Source organism: Mycobacterium deserti, assembly GCF_025345615.1.
Lineage (GTDB): Bacteria > Actinomycetota > Actinomycetes > Mycobacteriales > Mycobacteriaceae > Mycobacterium > Mycobacterium deserti.
On the sequence record NZ_JAODWD010000004.1, the window covers coordinates 180,359 to 204,892 of the forward strand.

The 24,534-nt window shown below is 68.1% G+C and carries 21 protein-coding genes and 2 pseudogenes; 9 read left to right on the forward strand and 14 right to left on the reverse strand.

Going from position 1 to position 24,534, the window contains the following annotated elements; genetic code table 11:
• The first annotated feature begins 4 nt into the window (after positions 1 to 4).
• From N4S67_RS17200 to N4S67_RS17220, 5 genes are read left to right on the forward strand one after another with little or no spacing between them, the layout of a single operon-like run.
• Positions 5 to 892: a WecB/TagA/CpsF family glycosyltransferase gene (locus N4S67_RS17200; protein WP_260994222.1), complete on the forward strand. Its 888-nt coding sequence runs from the start codon at positions 5 to 7 to the stop codon at positions 890 to 892.
• Entirely contained in the window at positions 889 to 2,349 is a 1,461-nt protein-coding gene (locus N4S67_RS17205; RefSeq protein WP_260994223.1) for an oligosaccharide flippase family protein, read from the forward strand. The genes N4S67_RS17200 and N4S67_RS17205 overlap by 4 nt, the downstream gene beginning before the upstream one ends.
• A complete protein-coding gene (locus N4S67_RS17210) occupies positions 2,336 to 4,327 on the forward strand; it encodes a glycosyltransferase (protein ID WP_260994224.1) in 1,992 nt (663 codons plus the stop codon). Before N4S67_RS17205 ends, N4S67_RS17210 begins: the two co-directional genes overlap by 14 nt.
• Before the next feature lie 11 nt (positions 4,328 to 4,338).
• Complete coding sequence (locus N4S67_RS17215; protein ID WP_260994704.1) at positions 4,339 to 5,382, forward strand: glycosyltransferase family 4 protein; 1,044 nt, start codon at positions 4,339 to 4,341, stop codon at positions 5,380 to 5,382.
• Positions 5,379 to 6,521, forward strand: a complete 1,143-nt coding sequence (locus N4S67_RS17220) for a glycosyltransferase family 4 protein (protein ID WP_260994225.1) — start codon at positions 5,379 to 5,381, stop codon at positions 6,519 to 6,521. The genes N4S67_RS17215 and N4S67_RS17220 overlap by 4 nt, the downstream gene beginning before the upstream one ends.
• Here the strand turns inward: N4S67_RS17220 and N4S67_RS17225 are convergent.
• Entirely contained in the window at positions 6,406 to 7,854 is a 1,449-nt protein-coding gene (locus N4S67_RS17225) for an O-antigen ligase family protein (RefSeq protein ID WP_260994226.1), read from the reverse strand. The genes N4S67_RS17220 and N4S67_RS17225 overlap by 116 nt on opposite strands.
• The gene (locus N4S67_RS17230; protein WP_260994227.1) at positions 7,851 to 9,287 is read right to left on the reverse strand and encodes a polysaccharide biosynthesis tyrosine autokinase; all 1,437 of its coding nucleotides are present in this window, start codon (positions 9,285 to 9,287) and stop codon (positions 7,851 to 7,853) included. The genes N4S67_RS17225 and N4S67_RS17230 overlap by 4 nt, the downstream gene beginning before the upstream one ends.
• Positions 9,288 to 9,698: 411 nt before the next feature.
• Here N4S67_RS17230 and N4S67_RS17235 point away from each other — a divergent pair, with 411 nt between their 5' ends.
• From N4S67_RS17235 to N4S67_RS17245, 3 genes are read left to right on the forward strand one after another with little or no spacing between them, the layout of a single operon-like run.
• Positions 9,699 to 10,091: a hypothetical protein gene (locus N4S67_RS17235; RefSeq protein ID WP_260994228.1), complete on the forward strand. Its 393-nt coding sequence runs from the start codon at positions 9,699 to 9,701 to the stop codon at positions 10,089 to 10,091.
• Positions 10,092 to 10,100: 9 nt separating this feature from the next.
• Positions 10,101 to 11,324, forward strand: a complete 1,224-nt coding sequence (locus tag N4S67_RS17240) for a serine hydrolase domain-containing protein (RefSeq protein ID WP_260994229.1) — start codon at positions 10,101 to 10,103, stop codon at positions 11,322 to 11,324.
• A gap of 8 nt (positions 11,325 to 11,332) precedes the next feature.
• Entirely contained in the window at positions 11,333 to 12,058 is a 726-nt protein-coding gene (locus N4S67_RS17245; protein ID WP_260994230.1) for a type 1 glutamine amidotransferase, read from the forward strand.
• On the opposite strand, the gene N4S67_RS17250 is transcribed toward N4S67_RS17245, so the two are convergent.
• On the reverse strand, positions 12,037 to 13,386 hold the full coding sequence (locus N4S67_RS17250) for a TIGR01777 family oxidoreductase (protein WP_260994231.1): 1,350 nt from the start codon (positions 13,384 to 13,386) through the stop codon (positions 12,037 to 12,039). The genes N4S67_RS17245 and N4S67_RS17250 overlap by 22 nt on opposite strands.
• Before the next feature lie 107 nt (positions 13,387 to 13,493).
• Here N4S67_RS17250 and N4S67_RS17255 point away from each other — a divergent pair.
• Positions 13,494 to 14,165: pseudogene (locus N4S67_RS17255) on the forward strand (phosphoribosyltransferase); the annotation flags it as partial.
• On the opposite strand, the gene N4S67_RS17260 reads toward N4S67_RS17255, so the two are convergent.
• From N4S67_RS17260 to ftsW, 11 genes and pseudogenes are all read right to left on the reverse strand, one after another.
• A complete protein-coding gene (locus N4S67_RS17260) occupies positions 14,162 to 14,479 on the reverse strand; it encodes a DUF308 domain-containing protein (protein ID WP_260994232.1) in 318 nt (105 codons plus the stop codon). The pseudogene N4S67_RS17255 and the gene N4S67_RS17260 sit on opposite strands and share 4 nt — an antisense overlap.
• 43 nt (positions 14,480 to 14,522) lie before the next feature.
• Positions 14,523 to 15,344, reverse strand: a complete 822-nt coding sequence (gene wag31 / locus N4S67_RS17265; RefSeq protein WP_260994233.1) for a DivIVA-like cell division protein Wag31 — start codon at positions 15,342 to 15,344, stop codon at positions 14,523 to 14,525.
• 206 nt (positions 15,345 to 15,550) lie between these two features.
• A complete protein-coding gene (locus tag N4S67_RS17270; protein WP_260994234.1) occupies positions 15,551 to 15,841 on the reverse strand; it encodes a YggT family protein in 291 nt (96 codons plus the stop codon).
• 140 nt (positions 15,842 to 15,981) lie between these two features.
• Entirely contained in the window at positions 15,982 to 16,614 is a 633-nt protein-coding gene (locus N4S67_RS17275; RefSeq protein ID WP_260994235.1) for a cell division protein SepF, read from the reverse strand.
• Between the two features lie 67 nt (positions 16,615 to 16,681).
• A pseudogene (locus tag N4S67_RS17280) lies at positions 16,682 to 17,431 on the reverse strand (YggS family pyridoxal phosphate-dependent enzyme); the annotation flags it as partial.
• Entirely contained in the window at positions 17,428 to 18,141 is a 714-nt protein-coding gene (pgeF, locus tag N4S67_RS17285; protein WP_260994236.1) for a peptidoglycan editing factor PgeF, read from the reverse strand. The pseudogene N4S67_RS17280 and the gene pgeF, both read right to left, overlap by 4 nt.
• Positions 18,142 to 18,195: 54 nt before the next feature.
• Positions 18,196 to 19,335, reverse strand: a complete 1,140-nt coding sequence (gene ftsZ / locus N4S67_RS17290) for a cell division protein FtsZ (protein ID WP_260994237.1) — start codon at positions 19,333 to 19,335, stop codon at positions 18,196 to 18,198.
• 199 nt (positions 19,336 to 19,534) lie between these two features.
• Positions 19,535 to 20,446 carry a cell division protein FtsQ/DivIB gene (locus tag N4S67_RS17295; protein ID WP_260994238.1) on the reverse strand — a complete coding sequence of 304 codons (912 nt, stop codon included), beginning with the start codon at positions 20,444 to 20,446 and terminating at the stop codon, positions 19,535 to 19,537.
• On the reverse strand, positions 20,443 to 21,909 hold the full coding sequence (murC, locus tag N4S67_RS17300; protein WP_260994239.1) for a UDP-N-acetylmuramate--L-alanine ligase: 1,467 nt from the start codon (positions 21,907 to 21,909) through the stop codon (positions 20,443 to 20,445). The genes N4S67_RS17295 and murC overlap by 4 nt, the downstream gene beginning before the upstream one ends.
• On the reverse strand, positions 21,906 to 23,060 hold the full coding sequence (gene murG, locus N4S67_RS17305) for an undecaprenyldiphospho-muramoylpentapeptide beta-N-acetylglucosaminyltransferase (protein ID WP_390893440.1): 1,155 nt from the start codon (positions 23,058 to 23,060) through the stop codon (positions 21,906 to 21,908). The genes murC and murG overlap by 4 nt, the downstream gene beginning before the upstream one ends.
• A complete protein-coding gene (ftsW, locus tag N4S67_RS17310; protein WP_260994241.1) occupies positions 23,036 to 24,529 on the reverse strand; it encodes a putative lipid II flippase FtsW in 1,494 nt (497 codons plus the stop codon). The genes murG and ftsW overlap by 25 nt, the downstream gene beginning before the upstream one ends.
• Positions 24,530 to 24,534: the final 5 nt, after the last annotated feature.

Genomic DNA, 24,534 nt, shown 5'->3' on the forward strand with positions numbered 1-24,534 from the left:
CGCCGTGACCGACGCACGCGCCACTGTGGCCGTACGAATGGCCATCCGCGGCAACATCATCGAGCGCCTTGATGTCGACGACGTCATCGACGTCGTCACCACCCGGTTGAAGGGGGGAATCCCCCGCGGTCTCGCGGTCGGATCGGTCAACCTCGACCATCTGCATCACTTCGGCGACGACAGTGCATTGGGTGTACAGCCGGGCCCGGAATGGCTCTTGCTGGCAGACGGCATGCCGATCGCGTGGCGCGGCCAGCTGCTGACATCGGCACCGTGGCCGCGGGTGACCGGCGCCGACCTGCTGCCGCGCATCCTGCAACTCGCCGAGCAGCGTGGGCACCGGATCGGGTTCCTCGGCGGGACAACCGAAACGCTCGGGCTGCTGTCCGAGCGGCTGGCCGAGCAATACCCGCGTATCAAGATCGCAGGCACCTGGTCCCCCGATCCGGACGAGCTGGAGGCACGTTCGGCGGACATCGCCGCCGAGATCCGAGCGGCCCGCACCGAGATCCTCGTGGTGAGTCTCGGCAAGCCGCGACAGGAACGCTGGATCGTCAAGTACGGAACCGCAACGGGCGCCGACGTTTTCCTTCCCTTCGGCGCCGCGGTCGACTTCTTCGCAGGCACTAAGCGCCGCGCGCCAGGATGGATGCAACGCGTCGGGCTCGAGTGGTTCTACCGGCTCAGCCGCGAACCGCGCCGGCTCGCCCGCCGATACCTGATTCAGGGCCCCGCCGCGTTGGTCCAGGCGGTGCGCGCCAAACTGATCCACGCGCCCGGCGTCTACTACGCCGCCGCTCCCACAACGCATGACCCGTCCCGCAGTGCCCCTCTCCCCCAACGAGTCACTGCCGGCGAGCGACGCGCCGTCGGTGCCGACTCGCGCCGATGACCGATTCGACCATGACCGCCCCCGGGCCGGTATCGACGTCACGGATCGCGCACGCATTCTCGGTCCAGCTCGTCTGCCGGATCGTCGGGATGGTGGCCTCGGTGGTGTCGGTCGCGATGACGGCCCGGTACCTCGGCCCGAACCTGTACGGCCAGTTGACAATCGCCGTGGTGTTCATCGGAATGTGGACCTCGCTGGCCGATCTCGGGATCAATACCGTCATCGTGCGGCGGGTGACATCAGGACGAGGTCAGCTCGAGCGTCTGGTCAAGGTCAACAGCGGCCTGTCGGTGGTGTACTGCGTCCCGCTCGCGGCTCTTGCCGCGGGCACGGGCCTGCTCATCTATCCCGACGCGGACGTCAAGGCGATGTTGGTCGTCATGTCGGCGCAGCTGCTGATGATGACGATGACGGCACGCTTCGAACCGGTTTTCTTGACCAGCGTCCGCTTCACCGCGGTGGCGCTGTCCGACGTCGTCAGCCGCCTGGCAATGCTGGGATGCATCGTCTCGCTGGTTCATACCGAGCAGAACATTCTCTGGTTCGCCGCCGCCCAGCTGATTCCGCCCGCCCTGCAACTGCTGGTCCAGGGCGTCGCGGCGTCACGGCACATCTCGTTGCGGCCGGTGTTCTCCCCTACCGAGGCCGCGGATCTGCTGCGCGAGAGCCTTGCCCCGATGGGCGTGATCGTCATCGCGATCCTGTACTGGCGCGCCGACGGCGTGATTCTGTCACTGCTCAGTTCGCATTCCGAGGTCGGCGTGTACGGACTCGCCTACACCATCGCGTTCAACATGGTCATCTTCTCGACCTTCTTCCTCAAGTCGACGCTGTCGACCGCAACCGATCTGTTCGCTCGCGACGTCCCGGCCTTCACGGCCTTCATGCAGCGCAGCGTCGAGACGATGTACTTCCTCGGGATTCCGGTGGCCGCGGTGGGCGTGCTCCTGGCCGGACCTCTGATCGGATTGCTCGGCGACGACCAGTTCGTCGAGCGCGGCGCGCCCACGCTGGCCCTGCTGTTCATCGCCGTCGCGCTGCGGTTCGTCACCGGAACGCTCGGGCAGGGACTGCTCGCAAGTCACCAACAGAGGTTCCTGTTCCAGCTGTCCATCTGGACGCTGGCGATCAACGTCGCGCTGAACGTGGTGCTGGCGATCAGCTTCGGCGCTGTCGGTGCGGCGGCAGCGCTGGTCTTCACCGAGGTTTTCGGCATGGTCTTCGCCAGTGTGCGGTTGAGGGAATGCGGCTACCGGACCCCATTCGGGTTCCTGCTCAGGACGCTCGGGCCCGTCGCGATGACGGTGATGGTGGTCATCGTGCTGCGCCATCACCATGTCCTGGTCGCGGGCACCGTGGCCATCGCCACCTACCTGGCGGGCAACCTCGCGCTCGGCCCGGTCCGCATGTCGACGTTGTCAGCTCTACGACGGGGGAACGAAAATGAAGACGCCTGAAATGGATCGGGCGTACTTGAAGACGCCCGCGACCCCGGTGGCCACACGGCTGTACACCGCGGAACATCAGCTGGCGGTGGCCATCGTCACGTATCGCAGCCATGAGCTGCTGGAGAAGTGCCTGGCTCAGGTCGCCGAGCACATGCCCGAATTGCCGGTCTACGTCTACGAGAACAGCGGAGACGACTACCCAGGCCGCGATGAGCTGGTGGCGCGCAATCCCCACGTGCACTGGGTGGTCGGCAAGACGAACATCGGCTTCGCCGCGGCCTTCAACGCGCTCGTGGAACACACGCCGCCGGACGCCGACCTCCTGCTGCTGAATCCCGACGCCAAGCTCCTCGGCCCCTTGACACGCACGCGGTCTCTCATCCGGGCGCCAGGCGTCGCGGCGGTGTCACCCCTGTTGTGGGACAACCACGGTCCGGGTTCGCAGCCCTGGGACGTCGCTACGCGCCGGCGTACGGTGACGCGGGCACTGGTCGCGGCAGCCGGATACTCCGACAGGTTCCGCGGTACCCCGCTGTCGCACCTCTACCGCACGAAACCCGCTGAGTCTCAACAGATCGAGGGTTACCTCGGGGGCGCCTGCCTTGCCATCAACCGCGACACCTGGGACTCCATCGGCGGCTTCGACGAGGAGTTCTTCCTCTACGGCGAGGAAACCGACTGGCAGAACCGCGCCCGCGCGGCGGGATGGAAGATCTTGCTGGCCGACGAAATAGGCGCCGACCACCGTGGCGACACGGAGGACGCCCCGGCATCCGGGGCACCGGCGCGCGGCCGCTCCTACGAACTGCTGCGCGCCAACACCGCACTGCTGCTCGAACACGAGCACTCGGTCCACCACGCCGACGCGTACCTGGCCGGAACGACGGTGCTCGACCGGCTGCAGCGGTCCAAGCGTGACATTCGCCGCCGTGCGACGGCCGGCGACGACACCGGGCGGCCACACATCGTGATCACGACGAATCGCCTGGTCTACGGCGGCGCCGAGAGGCAGAAGGTCCTGCTGGCAACGGAATTGGACCGGCGCGGCTATCCGGTCACGCTGGTGTGCATGCAGCGGTTCGGGCCCTTGATCAAGGAGGTGCCGCCGAGCGTGCGGGTTGTGCGCCAGCCGTGGTGGGCGCCACTGGTCGACGGGCCCGAGGGCCCCGCCGTGATCATCACCGGTGACACCAACACCGAGGCGGGGTTCGGCACGCTGTGGCGGGCCGCAGGTGCCAACCGCCGCTGGCTGGTCGGTGCACACGAACCTCCCGAAGACGATCGACCGATTTACTCCCGTGGGCTGGCCGCCGCGATGCGCAGGGCCGACGGGTTCGTCGCCCTCGCGCAGCGGCACTGGCAGATGCTCACCGAGAATCACCGGATGGGTGACACCTGCTTCGTGGCTCCCAACGGCGTCACCCCCGTCGCCCCACCGCCTCGCCGTCGCGATCCGGGCGCGCCGGTCCATCTCGTCATGCTCTCGCGCATCGTCGAGCACAAGAACCCGCACGTGTTGATAGACGCGCTGGCGCATCTGCCCGAATTGCCCTGGCGACTCTCGATATACGGCGAGGGCCCCGACCGGGCCGAGCTGGAGGCACGCACTCCCTCGTACCTTCGCGACCGGGTGGCCTGGCGAGGCTGGTCCCGCGGACCGGATCCGGCGCTGGGCGATGCCGATCTGCTCTGTGTACCCAGCAGGTCCGAGGGTTTTCCCCTGGTGATCGTCGAAGCGATGGCCCGCGCCGTCCCGGTGGCGGCGTCCGCGGTCTGTGCGGTGCCGGAGATGCTGGACCACGGCCGGGCCGGATTCGTCGTCGACGACGTCACAGTGAAGGGTTGGCGGCACAAACTCGCCGAGATCCTCGCCGACCCCGGCATGTTGCCCGAGGTCGGCTACCGCGGATTCGAGCGGATGAGCAGCCGGTACACCGTCGAGGCGATGACCGACGCGTACCTCGAAGCGATCGGCGCAGTGCTGTGAATCCACTTCGGGTGCTGTGGCTTTCGCCATGGATGCGGCCGCTGGCTCGGGTCCACGTCGAGGCGTTGCGCCGTCGAAATGTCGAGGTGCTGCTGGTGACGTCCGACCAGCACCCGGAGTCCGACAGCGCCCGCGACTACGAGATCGTGCTGGATCCACGCGTCCGCACCGCCTCCACCTGGGCACCGACGGCCGCCGCATGGTGGCGCATCCGCCAGTGGCGGCCGAGTGTCGTGGTGACCGAAATCGTCCGCGACCCACGCTGGATCGCGCTCGCGGGCCTGGCGCCGCGTGTCGAGTTGGTGCACGACGACCGTGAGCACGACCCGGACGAGCGCCGACCCCGCTTCGAGCAGGCCGTGTTCGACCGGTGGGGTGCGCGCGCCAAGGCCACCGTTGCGTTCAGCGATCATGTGGCGGCAGCGCTACGAGGCCGGCCCGACGTTCGCCGTACACCGGTGCACACCGTGCCGCTGACCAGTGACCTCGACCAGGCTCTGGTGCCCGCACCAGAGCCTGCCGCCGCCCGTCGCGACTTCGTCCTGGTAGGGCGCCTCAACCCTTACAAGAACATCGACGTCGTCCTCGAAGCGTGGCGCGCCCACACCGCCGGACGGTATTGGCGTGGCGACGAACTCGTCCTGCTTGGCGATGGGGACGCCCTTCCGGCGATGTTGCCCAAGCACGTCGTACACCGGGCCGGTGGGTATCGGTACCGCGACGTGGTGAGCACCATCGCCGCCGCGAAGGGCAGTGTCGCGCTCTACCGGCGAGCGTCGCAGAGCGGTGTGCAGGTGCTGTCGATGCAGTTGGGCGTCACCCCTATCGTCTCCCCCGTCGGCGCGCTGCCGGAATTCCAGCCACCCGGATGCGACCCCATCGGAATCGACGACGTCGACGGCCTGATCGCGTCGTTCGACCGATTGGCCGATCCCGAAGTCGCGGCGCGCGACGGCGCCGACGCCGCGCAACACTATGCGGACGGGTTCACCGCCGATCACGCCGCCGGGCGCCTGCTCGACGTGCTCCTCGACGTGGTGGTGGCAGCATCGTGACGATACTTCCGTTGCGGGTCATGATGATCGGCCCGGCCCCTGCGGGCCCGAAGAGCCGAGGCGGAATGGCCACCGTCGCCGCCCTGATGGCCCAGCACCCGGACAGCCGCTTCGAGGTCGCTGTGGTTCCCACCTTCGTCGACGCCGCCGCATGGCAACGGCTGTCGGTAGGCGTGTGCGGAATGCTGCGCGGCACATGGGCCGTGCTACGGGGACGTGTCGACCTCGTCCACGTGCACCTCTCGCACGGTGGCAGCGTCGTCCGAAAGGCTCTCCCGCTGCTCGCCGCCCGGCATGCTGGTGTCCCTGCCGTGATCCACGGCCACAGCTTCGACTTCGGCGGATGGTTCGACGGCCTGCCACAACTGGCACAACGCGTCGTTCCCGCGGTGCTGCCCGCCGACCGCTGGTTGGTCCTCGGCAGCAGCCACGTCGTGGAGTATCAGACTCGGCTCGGGATACCTGCCGACCGTATTCAGGTGCTGCACAACGCCATCCCTCTTCCCGAGCACGCCGTGCCGCAGACCGCCAGCGAGCGGGTTCACGCGGTGATGGTGGGCCGGCTGGGCGAACGAAAAGGCAGTTATGACGTGGTGGCGGCCGTGGCCGCACTCGACCCCGACATCCGTCGGCGGTTGCGGGTGACGCTGGCAGGTGACGGCGAGATCGACGGCGTCGCGGCGGCGGTGGCCGCTGCCGGGTTGAGCGACACCATCCACATCGCCGGCTGGCTCGACGAGCGGTCGCGTGACGACCTGCTGGCGAGCGCACAGATCTTCCTGTTGCCCAGCCGCGACGAGGGATTACCGATGGCGCTGCTCGAAGCGATGGCGTGGGGGCTGGCGCCGATCACGTCGACGGCGGGCAGCATCGGCGAGGTGATTACCGATGGCGTCAACGGTCTACTGGTCGACGCAGGCCGCCGGCACCAGATCGCCGCGGCGTTGCGCACCCTCGTGACCGATGCGCCGATGCGGGCACGCCTCGGTTCGGCTGCCCGCGAGCACGCGACCGACTTCTCGCTCAACCGCTGGTATGAGCAACTGGCGACGGTGTGGACGTCGCTGGCGGCGACGTTCGGCCGGGTCGACCGAACGCCATCGCAGCGCCCACTGCCATCCCGAGAACCAGTGAGCTAGCCGGCTCCAGTGGCAGCGGGTTCACGACGCAGATCGTCAGCAGCGCCAACAGCACCGAGGCGCTGATCTTTGCCGGCACCGTCGCGGTCCGCAGCGCAGAAAGCACCGGCGGCAGTGCAAATAGCGCGAACGCGATCATGCCGACCACTCCGGCCTTGGCCAGCCACCACAGGTAGAAATTGTGCGCGTAGGTCGTGCCGAGCGTCGCGGTGAACGATCCCGCCTCGCCGAAGGGCAGTTGGTAGGCGAAGCCGAGGCCGTGCCCTAGTAGAGGTGAATCCTCGATCGCCGTCCGCAGGCTGACAGTCTCGTGCAGTCGCGCGATCGTTGAGGAGTCGACACTGAGCGCTGATGCCGACACGCCGCCGAGCACCCGGTGGCTGAAGGCCTGCACCTGTTCGGCCAGCCACTCCCCCGGCCCGGCCCCATGGAGGAGGAACAGTGACAGTGGAACACCTACGGCCAGGGTCACGACACCGGCCGCGACGAGCGTCGCCGACCGCCGCATCGCCGCCCAGCCGATACTCGTGAGAAATGCGACGCCTGCGCCGACCGCGACCGCTATCAACATGTGCCGCGAGAACGACAACAACGAAATGGCAAGTGCGGGAGGGCCAAGCATCAGCCATGTTGAGAGCCGTGCGCGCCCGACGATCGATGCGGCGACCAGTGCGGTCAACACAACGAGCGCCGGAGCCTGTGTCGCGGTGAGGATCCGGATCGCCTCCGAGCCCGTCTCGCTCCGCAGGCTTTCCGCCCGGCCCGCCAGCTTCAGCCCGGTGACCGAACTCGCCAGAATCATGCCCGCCGAGAACCACAGGACCAGGGCCATCACTCGAACAGCCTGCGAGACAATGCCGGTACGTATGATCACGACCGCCAGCACACAGCCGGCGACCGTTTCGTAGAGGAAGGAGGCCTCACGGGCGACGTCGACCGGATCGTGCCCGGCCATCGTTCCGGCTGCGGCGAAGAACGTCACCGCCAACGCGAAGACGAGCGGCAGGACGAACCGCGAAAAGTGCAGTCCCGCACGCGACATCAGGAACACGATGGCCAACACCACCGCGGCCTGGTGCAGATAGATCGACACGGGCCCGATCACCTTGCCGACGTACAGGGCGGCAGGCAGTGACGCGAACGCCAGGAACAGCGCGATCCACACCATCCGATGCGGTCCGGTCAGATACACCACCAGGCAGCCCAAGGCGCCGATGAGAATCAGCCCCTCGGTCGTCGACCGGACCGCGAAGACCCCGACCGTGAAGCACGCCAGCAGACCCGCCGCGACAACCGAAGCCGAGGCGAGGCGCCCCTCCGGAGCAAGGATCATTGCTTCGCGTGGCTGCCGCGTGACACCTTCGACGCGGTGTCGCCGGCCATCTCGCGATAGGCCACGATCGCGTCCTTGGTGCGCCGCGGCACCGGCGCGTCGGTGAGCACGGCGCCGACGACGTCGCCACCGGCCGCGCGCAGATTCTGCAGCGCACCGTCGATCTCGTCGACCGTGGTCACCCCCGACCTGACCACCAGCACCGTCGCATCGACGGCGGCCGACAGAACTCCGGTGTCCGCGCTGATGAACGAGGGCGGCCCGTCGATCACGACGCGATCGAAGTTGGCGAAGAGTTTCTCCAGAGCCGCCGACAGCAGCGTCGCGTTGGCTTGGCGCTTGATCTGTGACGACTCGGTGGCCGCGAGCATCCACAGGCCGGCGTGCCGCGTCGGCTGAACGGCGTCGTCAAGCAACTGAGGATCTGCCAGTACGTCGGCCAACCCCAGCGGCGACTGGAGTCCGAGCAGCTTGGCGATGGTTGGTCGGCGAGGGTCACCCTCGATCAACAGCACCGCCTCGTCGACCGCGGCGAACGACTGCGCGAGGTTGAGGGCGGTCGTGGTCGCGCCTTGCCCGACACCGGGAGCGCTGATCAAAAACGACCGCGGGGGCGTGGACGATCCGCCGAGTAGGCGGGTGCGGAGCCCGCGAAGGCCTTCGTCGACCACCAGCTCGGCCGGAGTGGCCGCTCGCTTCGCCCCCGCCGCGGAAGCGCCGGGGCCGGGCAGCTGCGCGAGGACGGGCAGACCCGAACTCGCTGTGACCGCGTCACCGCTGCGAACGGTGCGGTCGGTGGCGTTGCGCGCCAACGCAAGTGCGATGCCGAGCAGTATCCCGGCCAGCAGGCCGAGCACGACGTTGCGCGCGGGGACCGGGCTGACGGGCTTCTCGGGCACGGTCGGCGGCTCGACCACCGTTGCCTGCGCCGCCGCCAGTTGTCCGCCGTCGTCCTCGGCGCCCGCCGCGGGACCGGAGGGCTGCGCGTCTGCCACCCCGGCGTCGACCTGCGGCACGAGAAGCGCGAACTGGTCAGCCATGGCGGTGGCCAATGCGGCGGCACGCTGCGGGTCCGAGTCGGTGACCGAGAGCCGGAACAGCATCGACTCGGGGGTGTAGCTGACCTCAGTGGACTTCACGAGATCGTCGGCCGTCAGCGGGGCCTTGAGTTCGTCGAGCGCCCGCGCAGCGACCGTGCGCCCGCCCGCGATCTCCGCGTACGACGACAGCCGCTGTTGGGCGGCCTGCGTCGCCGCGTACGCGTCGTTGATGGACGTCACGCCGGGGAACGAGACCAGAACCTTCGCTGAGGCCTCATAGGTCTTCGTCTGCAGCACCGTGACCGCGACCGCGCCCACCAGGCAGGCCACGATTGCTGCGATGACAATTCTCCAACGCGTCTTGATGATGCTGGCGAAAGTGCGCAAGTCCATGGCGGCCTCTACTTCACTAGATGTCTCGGGGGCAAATCCGACGATAAGTATGCACTAGTCGACGGAAACATGCCAGTAGTACGGTATCCGAGTTCGCTGCGGCGCTCCCGGGAGTGGCTTGTCCCAGCTGTAATTCACGCGTGTACTGCGTGAATGCCGTCGATTCCCGGTTTGATCGGGCGGTTCGAAACCTTCCGGTATGGCGCTGGGGAACTGGTGCCGCAATCGCCTCGACACCGTCGGAGCGACCGTTCCAGCGGTTGCTGGCAAGCTCCTGGCCCATCGGCGTGCCCGCTTCGCACCCTTGCGACCGTGTTGTTGCGGTGACTCCGCGAGTCGTGCGCCGTCGCATTTGCCAGAAGTTAGGATGCTTCGCGACCGGCACGTTCACCGACGCAGGTCAGGAGGATGATGGGGATCTGGCGTCGAGCGTTCCAGCCGAGTTGTCGGGGTCTGTTCGTCGACAAAGGCGTTCTGTACGCGCAGCGAGATGTCACCGAGCCCGCATTCCGGACTCTCGCCACCGACGATGAACGGCGCGCGTTCCTCGATCCCGTCGCGGTACCGCTTCAGAATGCCCGCGTCTTCCTCGACATCGAGGTCGGATCCCGCCGACCCGTCGAAGCCCCCGAGGGCGCGACCGTGCACTGTCCCGCCGCTGCGCCGCGAACCAAGGGCGACAAGTTCTACACCATCTCGGTGCACACCGAAAGCAACGACGTCTTCGTCGGCTATCCCGCCAGCGGCGGGGAGGCGCGCAACGTGTTTCGCGCGATCGAGAAGCTGGTGACCTCCGCCCGTTAGCATGCGGACGTGCTCAAGCGCCTCGCCGCCGCGGTCGCGACCCTCGCGCTGCTGACCGGCTGCACGTCCGGCGTGCTGCCATCCGCGACACCCACTACTTCTGCCGACACCGCCAAGGCCGACGCGGTGAGGCGCATCGTTCGCGACACGATGACGGAAAAGCACCTCAAGGCCGTCATCGTCCGCGTGACGATCGACGGCGAGGAAGTCCTCACCGAGGCGGCCGGCGAATCGATGACCGGCGTGCCCGCGACGACAAACATGCACTTCCGCAACGGAGCGGTGGCGATCTCCTACGTCGCGGCACTACTGCTCAAGCTCGTCGACGAGAACAAACTGCGCCTTGAGGACAAACTCTCGACGTGGTTACCCGAGGTTCCTCATGCCGACCGGGTCACCCTCGGCCAGCTGGCTCAGATGACCTCGGGATACGCCGATTACGTGATCGGCAATCAGCAGATGAACGACGCATCGTATGCCAACCCGTTCCGGCGGTGGAGTACCTCCGAACTGTTGGGCTACGCCACCTCCCGCCCCCTGCTGTACGCGCCGGGGACCAACTGGAACTACGCGCACACCAACTACCTGCTGCTGGGCCTGGCGCTGGAGAGGGCGACCGGCCAGACGATGGCGAAATTGCTGTCCGACAAGGTGCTTCGCCCGCTCGGACTCACCAACACCGTCGACTCTCTCAGCGCGGAGATCCCTGCGCCCGCACTACACGCGTTCACCTCGGAGCGCCGCGAATATCTCAAGATCCCCTCAGGCACACCGTTTTACGAGGAGTCCACGTTCTGGGACCCGTCATGGGCCATCACGCACGGCGCAATACAGACCACCAACATCTACGATCTCGAGGCCACCGCGGTCGGCATCGGTTCGGGCCGACTCCTGTCCAAAGACTCGTACGAGTTGATGGTGTCGACCGCCCTGCGGGGCAAGACGCGCGCACTGCCGGGCTGCCCCACCTGCGCCGCGATGGGTGAGGGCTACACGTACGGCCTCGGCGTCGTCATCTCGGGCAACTGGCTCCTGCAGAATCCACGGATGTCCGGATATGCCGCTGTCGAGGCGTACTTGCCCTCGCAGAAGATTGCCATCGCGGTGGTGACCACGTTCGCCCCCCGAGCCTTCGATGATCATGGCGATTACCACAACGAAGCCGAAACCCTGTTCCGCCGGATCGGCGCGGAGTTGGCGCCCGACGACGCGCCGCCGATGCCGCCGCAATAATGGCTCCCGTGACCCCCAAGGTGCTGTTCGTCTACAACGAGCACCTGGCCACCGAGGGCCTATTGGGTGAGGCCTTCGTGGCGGGAGGCTTCGACGTCGACACCTTCACGGTGGTGCCCGCCGAGCGCGTCGACGATCCCGCGTGCGACGTGGTCTTCCCCGATCCGCGCCACTACGACGTAGTCGTGCCGCTCGGCGCGCGCTGGCCGGTATACGACGACGCGCTGCGACGCACCTGGGTGGGCGCCGAACTGCAGATGTTGCGCGCAGCAGCGGACGCGGGTGTGGCGCTGCTCGGGGTGTGCTTCGGTGGCCAGCTGCTCGCCGAGGCGTTCGGCGGGTCGGTTCAGCGCTCGCCGGCACCCGAGATCGGCTGGTACGACATCGACACTCGCGATTGCGCCCTGGTGCCCGGCGGGCCGTGGTTCCAATGGCACTTCGATCGCTGGACGCTGCCGCCCAGGGCCATCGAGATCGCCAGCTGCGGCAGCACCTCTGCGGCGTTCGTCCTCGGCCGCACACTGGCCCTGCAGTTTCACCCGGAGATCACACCGGCGCTGCTGGCCTCTTGGCTCGCCGACGACCGTGACGGGGAGGTCGTCGAATTCGGCCTCGTCCACCACGAGTTACTCTCTCGCACAACCGAATTGCGCGACGACGCGGCGGCGCGGGTCCAGAGGCTGGTCCGCGGCTTCGTGTCACACGTCGCGCGTCAGCCGTGCCCGAGTTCGTGAGCGAGCGCGTCGTCGACCAAGGGGCGTCGAAAGCGGTGCCCCAGTGTCTCGAGCTTGGTGGGCACCACCCGTTGGTTGGCCTCGGCGAGCTCACGGGCGCCGCGGGCCCCCAGCAGCAGCCGCGGGCCGAGTGAGGGCACCGGCAGCATCGCGGGCCGGTGCATGACCCGGGCCAGCACCTTCGTGTAGTCGACGTTGCGGACCGGGTTCGGCGCCACGGCGTTGACGGGGCCGGTGAGCCGGTTGTCGTACAGCGCGCGGTGGTACACGTCGAGCAGGTCGTCCAGACCGATCCAGGACAGCCACTGCTGCCCGCCGCCCAGGCGTCCGCCCAGCCCCGCGGCGAACAACGGGCGCATCAGCCGCAGTGTTCCGCCGCGCGCGGACTGCACGATGCCGGTGCGCACGGCGACGGTCCGCAGTCCCGCTTCGATGGCCGGGGTGGTGGCGGCCTCCCACTCGGCGACGACGTCGGCCAGGAAGCCGTCACCGCGAACGCTGGCCTCGCACAGCAGCGCGTCGCCGCGGTCGAACCCGTAGACGCCGATCGCCGACGCGCTCACGAAGACTTTCGGCCCGTCCTCGGCGTCGGCGGCGACCTGGGCCAGGCGGTGGGTCGGGCCGATCCGGCTGTCTCGGATCGCGCGCTTGCGGGCGTCGGTGAAACGGCCCGCGATCGACGCACCCGCCAGGTGCACCACCGCGTCAACCCCCGACAGCAGCTCAGGCGACGGCCGGTCAGGTTCCCACTGGCGTTCGTCACTCCTCTGCGCCGGCCCCCGGACCAGTCGGATGACCCGGTGTCCACCGGTGCTCAGGAACGCTGTCAGCGCCGAGCCGACGAGCCCGGAAGCACCGGTGACCGCGACGACGAGCGGCCGCGCGCCGGCCGCGCGTGCATCGCGGTGCGCGGCAAGATCATCGGCCAGCTGGCGGCTGCGGTAGACGAACGTCGACCGCAGCGCGGCGCGGGGCACCGGGGTGTCGACGTGGTCGTAGACGCGGGTGCCTCCGGGCACCTCGCTGAATTCGTGAGTGTGGGTCCAGCGGGCCACCACTCGTGCAGGCCACGACGTCGGTCCCTGCGAGGACAGCACGTCGACGAAGCGGTGCGGCGGGTCGTACCGGGTCGGGTCGTGTTGTGCGACCCAGCGCAGCCCCGCCGGGAGACCGAGCACTGCCCGTCCGTCGGCCAGCGATTCCGCCTCGGCCACCACCTTCATCGGTTGCCATGGCGGCACCAGCCGCCTCATCGCACCCGGGCGCTCATGCCAGGCGAAAACCTCGGTCAGCGGATGATCGACGACGCTCTCGTACTCGATTCCCATAGGAAGATATTCGTCGCCGTCGCACCGATGGATTGCGCCCGGGTCGGGTACTCACGGTCAAGAGGCTCAATCGTTTCCCGAACCGAAATTCAGTGATGAGCGGATGGAGCGGACTCGCCCGACGACATGCGAGGCGCGTGTTCCGGGACCGCCGGCAGGCCGGTGAGGTCCTGGCGCAGGAGTTGGCGTCATATCGCGGTAGGAATGATCTACTCGTGCTCGGGCTGGCCCGCGGGGGCGTGCCGGTCGGCTGGCACGTCGCCGCCGCGCTGAAGGCCCCTCTGGACGTCTTCCTCGTCCGCAAGCTCGGTGTGCCGCAGTGGCAGGAACTCGCGATGGGGGCTATCGCGACCGGCGGGGGTGTGGTGATCAACGAAAGCCTGGTGCGCAGCCTCGGCATCAGCGACGAGCAGTTGCAGGCCGCGATCGCGCGCGAGACCGAGGAGCTTCGCCGGCGGGAGCAGGCCTATCGAGGCGGCCGTCCGCCGCTCGACATGGCAGGCAGGACCGTGGTGCTGGTCGACGACGGAATCGCTACCGGGGCAAGCATGTTGGCTGCGGTGCGGGCGGTACGGGCGGTGGCCGACGGCCCAGCGAGTGTGGTCGTCGCGGTGCCGGTCGGACCGCCGTCGGTGTGCCGAGAACTCGCTGCCGAAGCCGACGACGTGGTGTGCGCGACCATGCCACCGGGATTCGAGGCGGTGGGCCAGGTGTTTGACGACTTCCACCAGGTCACCGACGACGAGGTGCGCGAATTGCTTTCGAGCCCAACGGTTTAGCGGTTGCGATCCTCTTGAGGGACCTCATCGTCGGCTTGCTCGACGACGGTGGTCTCAGCCTCAGCGCTCTCGTCGGCGGGTACTTCTTCTGGATACTCCTCGTCGAACTGTGAGGTGTCTTCGGCTTGATCGTCGGCCCGACCGGCGCCGCTCTGGCCCCGGCTACGGTCCCGCACCGCGTCGACGATGAGCAGCACCACACCGAGGACGCTGGCCCCGATGCACACCCAGGCGATCAGCTCATTGCTGGTGGCCACCGCGGTCACCAGTGCGGCGAGGCCGATGACAGCGAGGACGAGCGCGACGATCAGCATGGATCAAACCCTACGGTCGGAAGGTCCCGTGCGGGAGCCGACGCTAGTTGTTACCCCGGTTGAACTGGTTGAAGCCGCTGCCACCGTCATTGTTGGCACTGGAGTCCACCGGTGCGGCCGAGCCCCGCTGGCCGAGCTCCTCGAGCTGCGACTCCAGGTAGGTCTTGAGGCGGGTGCGGTATTCGCGCTCGAAGGTACGCAACTGCTCGAGCCGGCCTTCGAGCACCGTGCGCTGCTGGTTGATGGTGCCCATGATCTCGGAGTGCTTGCGTTCCGCGTCGGCCTGCAGCGCGTCGGCCTTCTCCTGCGCCTGACGCAGCTGGGTTTCGGACCGTGTCTGGGCGTCGGCCAGCATGGCGTCGGCGCGCTGACGGGCCTCGGCGACCGTGGTCTCCGCGGTCTGCCGGGCCTCGCTGACCATCGCATCGGCCTGGGCGCGAGCGTCGGCGAGCAGCTTCTCGGACTCCGCCTTGGCGGTGCTGGTCAACCGGTCCGCGGTGTCCTGCGCCAGGCTCAGCACGCGCGCCGCCTTCATGTGCGATTCCTCGCTGGCCGGAGCGGACTGCTGCGGCGGGGGCGGCGGCTCGTAGGCCGGTTGCGGCGGCGGAGTGGGCTCCGGCGCGGGCTGCTCGTAGAGCGGAATGGCTTGGGTCGACTGCGCTCCGCCGCCGGCGCGGGCCGCCGACAGCTCCTGGTCCAACTCCGAGACGCGCTGACGGAGATCGGCGTTCTCTTCGATGAGGCGGGTCAGCTCGTTCTCAACCAGATCGAGGAAGGCGTCGACCTCATCCTCGTTATAGCCGCGCTTGCCGATGGGTGGCTTGCTGAACGCGACGTTGTGAACGTCGGCTGGTGTGAGCGGCATTGTCTGCCCCCTTGGAAGTCTGGACCGTCAACCGATCTCAAAGTGTAGAGCCTTAGTGGAAGGTAACTGGCGTCCATCCTGTCACACCAGACCCGGCGGTCGCGTGCGAGGCCGATAATTAAGAGCGAATTTCAATGTTTCCTGCGGCGGCCCTGTGAGATTTGCCAGGCCGAATTCCGCCCGGGCAAACCATGAGCGAAGGGCCGTCAGGCAGCCGCGCCGAACGCCAGCTGCATGCCGATGAACGCGACGAGCAGCAGCACCATGATGGACAGGTCAAAGCGCACCGCACCGATGGTGAGCTGCGGAATAAGCCGACGCAGCAGCTTCACCGGCGGATCGGTCACCGTCATGATGATCTCCAGGATCACCACTGTCGCGCCCTTGGGATTCCAGTCGCGGCTGAAGGACCGGATGAACTCGACGACGACCCGGGCGATCAACAGCAGCCAGAACACGAACAGGGCGAAACCCAGGATTTCGAAGAAGAGCGCCAACGCCGGTCGTCCTCACTACAGGCAGTTTGTGACATTCGATACACGCAAGTCAGCGCACTCGACGAACCGCCGAGGCGCGACGCCAGCCTACCTGTCGCGGCGCGGCTGTCCGTGTGAGGAGATCGGCTTGGCGAGAACGCCTACTGGTAGGCGTAGTACCCGGCCTCGGCGATGCGCTTGCGCTCCTCGGCGGAGACGTCGATGTCGGCGGGCGAGAGCAGGAACACCTTGGTCGCCACCTTGTCGAACGAGCCTCGCAGCGCGAACGCCAGGCCGGCGGCGAAGTCGACCAGCCGCTTGGCGTCGGCGTTGTCCATCGACACCAGGTCCATGATGACCGGGGTGCCGTCGCGGAACCGCTCGCCGATGGTGCGCGCCTCGCTGTAATCCTTCGGGCGCAACGTGGTGATCTTCGACAGCGGACTACCCGCCTCGAAGAGCTCGGCCATCCGCCGCGGGTCCATTGCCAGCGCGCCGCGGGTGGCACCCCGCATCGCGCCGAATCGCGGGGCGGGTCGCTCGAACTCGCGCGGCGCGCGCAGCCTGGGCTCGAACCGAGGTTCGTCATAGCCGGCGCGGTAGGCGGCCGGCTCGTTGTAGTCACGATCGTCGTAGCCACGGCCGTAGCCGTCTTCGTCGAACCGGTCCTCCCGGGGCCGGCGCGCGTACCCGCCGCGGGCGGGGCTGCGATCGTCGTCCTCGTAGTACTCGTCGTCGTAGTCCTCCATCGGCGCCATCCCGAAGTAGGCCTTGACCTTGTGCAGTGTGCTCATCGCGCGACCCTTCTGATGACTCTGGCTTTGGTGTCTGTGATGAAGATGTGACTGGAGTGACTACTCATGGTGACGTTAGAGGACGTTGCCCCATTAGCGCGGTACCGACACGCACACACGTGGAGCCGTGTTTGACCGCCACCTCGAGGTCGCTGGACATTCCCGCGGACAGTTCGAGGCGCTGGTCGTAAAGCCGCTGTACCCGGGCGAACTCGCTGCGCAAACGCGCAAAGGCCGCGTCCGGGTCGGCGCCCAGCGGTGGAATGGCCATCAGCCCGACGAAGGCAAGCCCGTCGGCGGACTGCACCGCAGAGCTCAGTTCGTCGATCACGTCGGTTCTGGCGATATCGATGCCGCCACGCTTGTCATCTCCGTCGAGACTGATCTGTAGGTACACCCGCAGCGGTCCTGTGCGCTGACCCTCGGCCAGCGCCCGGCTGGCCGCGCGGTCCAGCGCGTCGATCACCCGCGCGCTGTCGACCGAATGCGCCGCGTACGCCCACTCGGCGATCGAACGGGCCTTGTTGCGCTGAATCCGCCCGACCATGTGCCAGCGAACCGCCTCGGGGCCGAGGATTTTGCTGACTTCGGCGGCTTTATTCGTCGCTTCCTGTTCGCGGGATTCGCCGAATTCCGTGCACCCTAATTGCGCGAGAATGGTGACGTCGGTGGCCGGAAAGAATTTAGTGATCGGCAGCAATTCAATTTCGTTGACATCGCGACCGGCGGCCTCGGCGGCCGCGGCGAGCCGGGCACGCACAGCGGTCAGTGCCTCTGTCAGCTCGCGTTCGCGAGTCCTCGCCGCGGTGTCGGTCATTCCATCCACACCACCGACGCCAGTCGTCCAGTCGGAGCACCGCGCCGGTGGCTGAACAAGTTACGGTCGGCCACTGTGCAGCGCGGGTCGATGTCGATGGCGGTGACGCCCAGATCCGTTAACTGTCTGGCGATTCCGGCCCGCAGATCCACACCGGGCGTATTGCGCGCAGTGGTCGTGCGGCTGCCAGGGAGGTGGGCCTCGACTTCGGCGGCCATCTCGGCGGGCACCTCATAGTTGCGCCCACTGACAGCGGGCCCCAGCAGCACCGAGATGTCCTCGGCGTGCGCCCCGAGGTCCAGCATCGCCTCCACCGCACGGATCACGATGCCCCGCTGCGCGCCAACGCGGCCCGCGTGCACCGCGCCGACCACCCCGGCGCGCGCGTCACCCAATAACACGGGGACACAATCGGCGGTGACCACCGCCAAGCCCAATCTCGGCCTGCGGGTGACCAATCCGTCGGTATGGTCGACCGGCACGCCGCCATGGGGCGGACCGTCGACGACGGCGACTTTGTCACTGTGCACCTGATTCATCCAAACCACACCGTCGTCGCCGAGGCCCGTCACGGCGGCCAGGCGTCTGCGGTTGGTCGCAACCGCCGCCGGATCGTCGCCGACGTGGTCGCCGAGGTTGAATGTGTCGAACGGCGGCGCGGAGACGCCGCCGGCTCGGGTGGTCGTCACGCGCCGAATGCGAACCGTCACGGTCGCCAGTATTGCCGCCGACGAGCCGCGTGCGCGAAGAGCATCGGTACAGGATCAGTGACGCATGAAGGGTGGCACATCGACGTCGTCATCGTCGTCCCCGCCGCCGATGCTGACCGTCGCGCCGTTGGTGTGCACGGGCACGCTGGCCGGGTCGGCCGGTTCGAACAGCGGCGAGGTCACCTTGCCCGCGCGCGCCGCTTCGATGGTCTGACCGCCCGATCCGACGACAGGCTTGCGGCCGGGGCCGCTCGCGTCGAATCCCGCGGCGATCACGGTGACCCGGACCTCATCGCCCAGAGAATCGTCGATGACGGTGCCGAAGATGATGTTCGCGTCCTGGTGTGCCGCGTCCTGAACCAGCGATGCCGCCTCGTTGATCTCGAACAATCCGAGGTCACTGCCCCCGGCGACCGACAGAAGGACGCCCTGGGCGCCTTCCATCGACGCCTCGAGCAGTGGCGAGTTGATCGCGATCTCAGCTGCTTTGAGCGCCCGGCCGTCGCCGCGTGCCGAGCCGATGCCCATCAGCGCGGTACCCGCGCCGCTCATCACGCCCTTGACGTCGGCGAAGTCGACGTTGATCAGACCGGGCGTGGTGATCAGGTCGGTGATGCCCTGCACACCGTTGAGGAGGACCTCGTCGGCGCTGCGGAATGCGTCCATCAGCGACACCGCGGCATCGCCCATCTGCAGCAGGCGGTCGTTGGGGATCACGATCAGGGTGTCGCAGCTCTCGCGGAGCGAGGTGATGCCCTCCTCGGCCTGATTCGAGCGCCGCTTGCCCTCGAAGGAGAACGGCCGGGTCACCACACCGACGGTGAGCGCACCGAGCTTGCGGGCGATGGTCGCGACCACCGGTGCGCCACCGGTGCCGGTGCCGCCGCCCTCGCCGGCCGTGACGAACACCATGTCGGCGCCGCGCAGCAGCTCCTCGATGTCGTCCTTGGCGTCCTCGGCGGCCTTTCGGCCGACTTCCGGGTCGGCGCCTGCGCCCAGACCGCGGGTCGAGTCGCGTCCGACGTCGAGCTTGACGTCGGCGTCGCTCATCAACAACGCCTGGGCGTCGGTGTTGATGGCGATGAACTCCACGCCCTTGAGGCCCTGCTCGATCATCCGGTTGACGGCATTGACGCCGCCGCCACCGATGCCGACCACCTTGATGACGGCGAGGTAGTTGTGCGGGGGGGTCATCGCGATCGCCCTTCCTCCTGGTTGACTGTGCGACACGCGGAGACTGGCAAACTCTAAACCTCAACCAGAGGGTTATAGTTATGTCAGGTTGTTCCGCGTAAACCAAACGGTAGGGCGAGCCCGCAGCGCAGCCATGCAGGCGCGCCGACGCGCGCGTCAGGAATTTCGGGGATTTTCATGACCTCGCACCCGGGCCGATCTACTTGACCGTCGGCAAATCCGGGCTCGACACATCGTAGGTGCGCCCCGGCTGAGTCAGCAGCGCTGCGAGCTTGAGCGCTTTCTCTTCGGTGCGGTCGGTGGTCCCCCACACCACCTGCCTGCCGTCGATGAGTTGCAAGGTGATCGCCGCGACCGACGGCGCCCCGACACGGGCCACCTGTACGGCCACCTCCGGACGCAGCGACGTCATCACCGCGAGCGCGGCCCTGGTCGGCGGGTCGTCCGGGCCGGGATTGTCCGCGTCGAGGTACGGCACCCCCGGCGGCGGCGGCGCGATCGCGAAGTCCACGCCGTCGCGGTCGAACAGGTGCGGCCCGTCCGGATAGTCCTTGACCACCACCGGGACCCGCTCCACGACGGTGATGCGCAGCGTCGACGGGTACTGGCGCTGAACCCGCGCACTCGCGACGCGCCGGATCTCGGCCACCCGTTCGGCCACCGAGTCGGTGTCGATCTGCAGCAGCGGCGTGCCCGGCCTGACCGCCGCCGATGCGACCACCTCTTCCTGGGTCACCACCGAGAGCCCGGTCACGACGACGTCGCGCGCGGACATGATCGGCGTGAAGTACAGCAACAGGCCGACTCCGACGACGAGCACGCTAACAAGGGCTGACCACATCAGCGCCTTGAGGCCTCGAACCGCGCCGCGGCCAAGCCTTTTCGTCTCGTCGCCCTGCTTGCCCATCGTGCGCCGCTTGGCCTCTCGCCTGGCCTGCTCGATCGCGGTGGCACGGGCCTGCGCGGCGCGCCGTTCCTCCCGTTCGCGGCGCGCCTGTCGCCTCGGCCCCTCGAAGTCGGTTGGCGTAGCGGGCGTGTCCTTCGCAGGCTCCCGTGGCTCGGCCTGTTCCTCCGCCAATTCGCCGGCCTCGGTGTCGCGCGGCTCGGTCATCGCGGCGCCGTCCCCGGCGGCCGGCCCGGCGAACTGCGGTTGGCCTTCACCTGCAGCGCCAGAAGGATTTCGGCGCCCAGCATGGTGACGTCACCGGCGCCCATCGTCACGACGACGTCGCCGGGCCGCGCCGCCTCGGCCACCTTCTCGGCGACAGCCGATAACTCGGGCACGTAGGTGACCGGCACGCTGACGTGCTCGGCGACGATCGCTCCGCTGACGCCGGCGATCGGTTGCTCGCGGGCCGCGTAGACGTCGAGGACGAACACCTCGTCAGCGCCGCTCAACGACCGTCCGAACTCAGCCGCGAATACCTCTGTGCGCGAATACAAGTGGGGTTGGAACACCACGATCGACCGGCCGCCGTCACCTTGATCGGTGACCGCACGCACCGCACTGAGCGTCGCGGCGACCTCGGTCGGATGATGCGCATAGTCGTCGAACACGCGCACCCCGTCGGCTGTGCCCACCAACTCGAACCGCCTGCGCACACCCTCGAAACCGGCGAGACCGTCGAGAATCGCGTCCACGGGTGCGTCGACCTGCAGCGCCGCCAGCAGAGCACCCAACGCGTTGAGCGCCATGTGCCTGCCCGGCACCGAAAGACGCATCACCCGGGGATGCGTCTCCCCGGCCAGGTGGATGTGCGCGACCGCCGCGGTGCCCTGCTGTTCCCAGCTCATCAGCGTGCCCGCCAGCGGTTGGTCGGGGTCACTGCCGTAGCGCAGCACCCGCAGGCCCAGCGCCTCGGTGCGCTCGGCCAGCGCCGCAGCACCCGGGTCATCGATGCAGACCACCAGCGCGCCACCGGGTCTGAGCCGCTCGACGAAGGCGTCGAACACCGCGGTGTAGGCCTCGGCGCTGCCGAAGAAGTCGAGATGGTCGGCTTCGATGTTGGTCACCACCGCGACGTCAGGGTGGTATTCCAGCAGTGACCCGTCGCTCTCGTCGGCTTCGGCGACAAAGCAGTCGCCGCTTCCATGGTGGGCGTTGGTGCCCGCTTCGCCGAGGTCGCCACCGACGGCGAAGGACGGGTCGAATCCACTGTGCTGCAAGGCCACGATGAGCATCGACGTGGTGGTGGTCTTGCCGTGGGTGCCGGTCACCATCAGCGTGGTGTGGCCTGCCATCAGCTTGGCCAGCACGACGGGCCGCAGGATCACCGGGATGCCGCGCCTGCGCGCCTCGACCAGTTCGGGGTTGGTCTTCGGGATGGCGGCGTGCGTGGTGACGACGGTCGTCGGCCCACCCGGCAGGAGGTCGAGCGACGACTCGTCGTGGCCGATACGGATCGCCGCACCGCGGGCGCGCAACGCCACCACACCGCGAGACTCCTTGGCGTCGGAGCCCGAGACCAGGCCGCCCCGGTCGAGCAGGATGCGCGCGATGCCCGACATGCCCGCTCCCCCGATGCCCACCATATGCACTCGGGCCAGTTCCTCCGGCAGTGAATTATCGGTCATCGCTTGCTTTTTCGGTTCGGTGAGCGTGCAACATCAAGGGCGACCTCTGCAACGCGCCGCGCGGCGTCCCGATGTCCGGCAAGGGCCGCGGCAGCCGTCATGGTCTGCATCCGGCCGGTATCGGTGAGCAGCCCGACGACGGTCTCGGCCACGAATCCCGGGGAGAGGTCGGCGTCGTCGACGATCAGCCCGCCGCCCGCGTTGACCACGGGCAGAGCGTTGAGTCGCTGTTCGCCGTTGCCGATGGGCAGCGGGACGTAGACGGCGGGCAGCCCGACGGCGGTGACTTCCGCGACGGTCATCGCACCGGAGCGGCAGATGGCCAGATCCGCGGCGGAATACGCCAGATCCATCCGGGTCAGATAGGGCACCGCTACGTAAGGAACCCCATCGGTCGCGGAGTCGCCGATGTCGAGTGTGTTCTTCGCACCGTATGCGTGCAGCACCGAAACACCGGCCGCAGCAAGGTCTTTGGCTGCCGCCGAGACCGCCCGGTTGAGCGACTGGGCGCCTTGGGACCCGCCGAACACCAGCAGTACACGGGCGTCGGCGTCGAAGCCGAAGTACGCGCGTGCCTCGGCGCGCAGCGCGGCCCGGTCCAGCGATGTGATCGCCGAGCGCACCGGCACGCCCACGACCTCCACGTCGCCGAGGCCCGGGTCGTCGACGGCGGACAGGACGCGGCGCGCCGAACGCGCGCCCACCCGGTTGGCCAGGCCCGCGCTGGCGTTGGCCTCGTGCACGACTACCGGCACGCGACGCCTGGCCGCGAGGTAGGCGGGTAGAGCGACGTAACCGCCGAACCCGATCACCACGTCGGCGCCGACGTCGTCGAGCACGGCTCTGGTCTGCCGAACTGCCCGGCGTACCCGCATGGGTAGGCGCAGCAGGTCTCCCGACAATTTGCGCGGCAGCGGAACCGGGGTGATGAGCTCGAGGTGGTAGCCACGTTCGGGGACCAGTCGGGTCTCGAGCCCGCGCTCGGTGCCAAGGGCGGTGATGCGTACGTCAGGATCGAGCGCGGTCAGCGCATCGGCCACTGCCATCGCCGGTTCGACGTGCCCCGCGGTGCCGCCACCTGCGAGCACCACCGAGATCGCCCGCTGACGTGATGGGGCACGGTCGTTCACCCGTAACGCTGACCTTCCAATGTGCGAGCCCGTCGGCCCGTCGATCCCCGAGCGCCTCCATGATGCCTTGCACTGCGATCCGGTCGATCAGCCGTATGCGGTTTGCGTCGGCTCGGCGCCTTGCGCGGCGATGCCTTGGACGCAGATTTCGCCGGCTTGCCGCGCTCGCTGTTGGTCCGGAGCCGGTCCCGCAGCGCCTCGGTGCGCGTCGGCACGTACGGCGCGGGCAGCGGCAGGCGCAGCAGACGATTCACCCGGTCGTCGCGGCCCGCTCGCAGCGCCGCCACCGCCTCGGGCTCGTGTCGCGCGGCGTTGGCCATGATGCCGATCATCAACAGTGTTGTGGCCGTGGACGTTCCACCGGCCGAGATCAGCGGCAGCTGCAGGCCTGTGACCGGCAACAGTCCGACGACGTAGCCGACGTTGATGAACACCTGACCCATCACCCACAGCGTCGCGGTCGCGGTCAGCAACCGCAGGAACGGATCGGCCGAGCGGCGGGCGATGCGCATCCCGGTGTAGGCGAACAACCCGAACAGAGCAAGCAGGCCCGCGGCGCCGACGAAGCCGAGTTCCTCGCCGATGATCGCGAAGATGAAATCGTTGTGGGCGTTCGGTAGATAGTTCCATTTGGCGCTGCCCTGCCCAAGACCGTCGCCGAACACCCCGCCGTTGGCCAGTGCGAACCGGGCCTGGCGCGCCTGATATCCCGACCCCTGCGCATCGGCCGCTGGGTTCAGCCAGGACTGCACGCGGGCGGAGCGGTAACCCTCCGCCATGGCCAGCACCCCCGCCGAGACGACGACCGCCAACAGCGACGACACGAACACCCGCAGCGGCAGGCCCGCATACCAGAGCAGGCCGAGCAGGATGATGCCCAGCGACACCGTCTGTCCCAGGTCGGGCTGGGCGACGATCAGCGCGAGGGCGATGACGGCCGCGGGCACCAGCGGGATGAGCATCTCGCGCAGCGACGCCCGTTCCAGTCGACGGGAAGCCAGCAGATGCGCACCCCAGATCGCGAATGCGATCTTGGCCAGTTCCGAGGGCTGCATCGAGAATCCCGCGACCACGAACCAGCCACGAGATCCGTTGGCCACCTTGCCGATTCCCGGTATCAGCACCAGGACGAGCAGGATGATCGTGACGGCGAATCCGGAGAAGGCCAGGTTGCGCATCATCTGCACCGGCATCCGCAGCGCGGTATAGAACGCGATCAGCCCGATGAGGGTCCAGAGCACCTGCTTGCCGAAGACCACCCACGGTGAACCGTCGGTGTCGTAGGAGTACACGCCCGATGCCGACAACACCATCGTCAGGCCCAACATCACCAGCAGGGCGGACACCGCGATGATCAGGTGGAACGACGTCATGGGCCGGCCGAGCCAGGCGCCGAAGCGGGTGCGCGGGCCGCGCGCCGTCTCGCCCGCGGGTGCCTGGTCCGCCGGGCCGGTTCTGCGGTGCCGCAGCCGGCCCAGGATGTTGCTCATCGGGT

Bases quoted from the DNA above. Each gene is read 5' to 3' on its own strand.
- N4S67_RS17260 (WP_260994232.1), bottom strand. From the start codon at position 14,479: ATGCTGATCGTCGCGCTCGTCCTCGCTGTCATCGGCCTCGCCGCACTG.
- N4S67_RS17275 (WP_260994235.1), bottom strand. From the start codon at position 16,614: ATGAGCACACTGCACAAGGTCAAGGCCTACTTCGGGATGGCGCCGATG.
- ftsW (WP_260994241.1), bottom strand. From the start codon at position 24,529: ATGAGCAACATCCTGGGCCGGCTGCGGCACCGCAGAACCGGCCCGGCG.
- N4S67_RS17235 (WP_260994228.1), top strand. From the start codon at position 9,699: ATGGGGATCTGGCGTCGAGCGTTCCAGCCGAGTTGTCGGGGTCTGTTC.
- N4S67_RS17230 (WP_260994227.1), bottom strand. From the start codon at position 9,287: ATGGACTTGCGCACTTTCGCCAGCATCATCAAGACGCGTTGGAGAATT.
- N4S67_RS17205 (WP_260994223.1), top strand. From the start codon at position 889: ATGACCGATTCGACCATGACCGCCCCCGGGCCGGTATCGACGTCACGG.
- N4S67_RS17295 (WP_260994238.1), bottom strand. From the start codon at position 20,446: ATGACCGAGCCGCGCGACACCGAGGCCGGCGAATTGGCGGAGGAACAG.
- N4S67_RS17210 (WP_260994224.1), top strand. From the start codon at position 2,336: ATGAAGACGCCTGAAATGGATCGGGCGTACTTGAAGACGCCCGCGACC.
- N4S67_RS17225 (WP_260994226.1), bottom strand. From the start codon at position 7,854: ATGATCCTTGCTCCGGAGGGGCGCCTCGCCTCGGCTTCGGTTGTCGCG.
- ftsZ (WP_260994237.1), bottom strand. From the start codon at position 19,335: ATGACCCCCCCGCACAACTACCTCGCCGTCATCAAGGTGGTCGGCATC.
- wag31 (WP_260994233.1), bottom strand. From the start codon at position 15,344: ATGCCGCTCACACCAGCCGACGTTCACAACGTCGCGTTCAGCAAGCCA.
- murC (WP_260994239.1), bottom strand. From the start codon at position 21,909: ATGACCGATAATTCACTGCCGGAGGAACTGGCCCGAGTGCATATGGTG.
- N4S67_RS17250 (WP_260994231.1), bottom strand. From the start codon at position 13,386: ATGGGAATCGAGTACGAGAGCGTCGTCGATCATCCGCTGACCGAGGTT.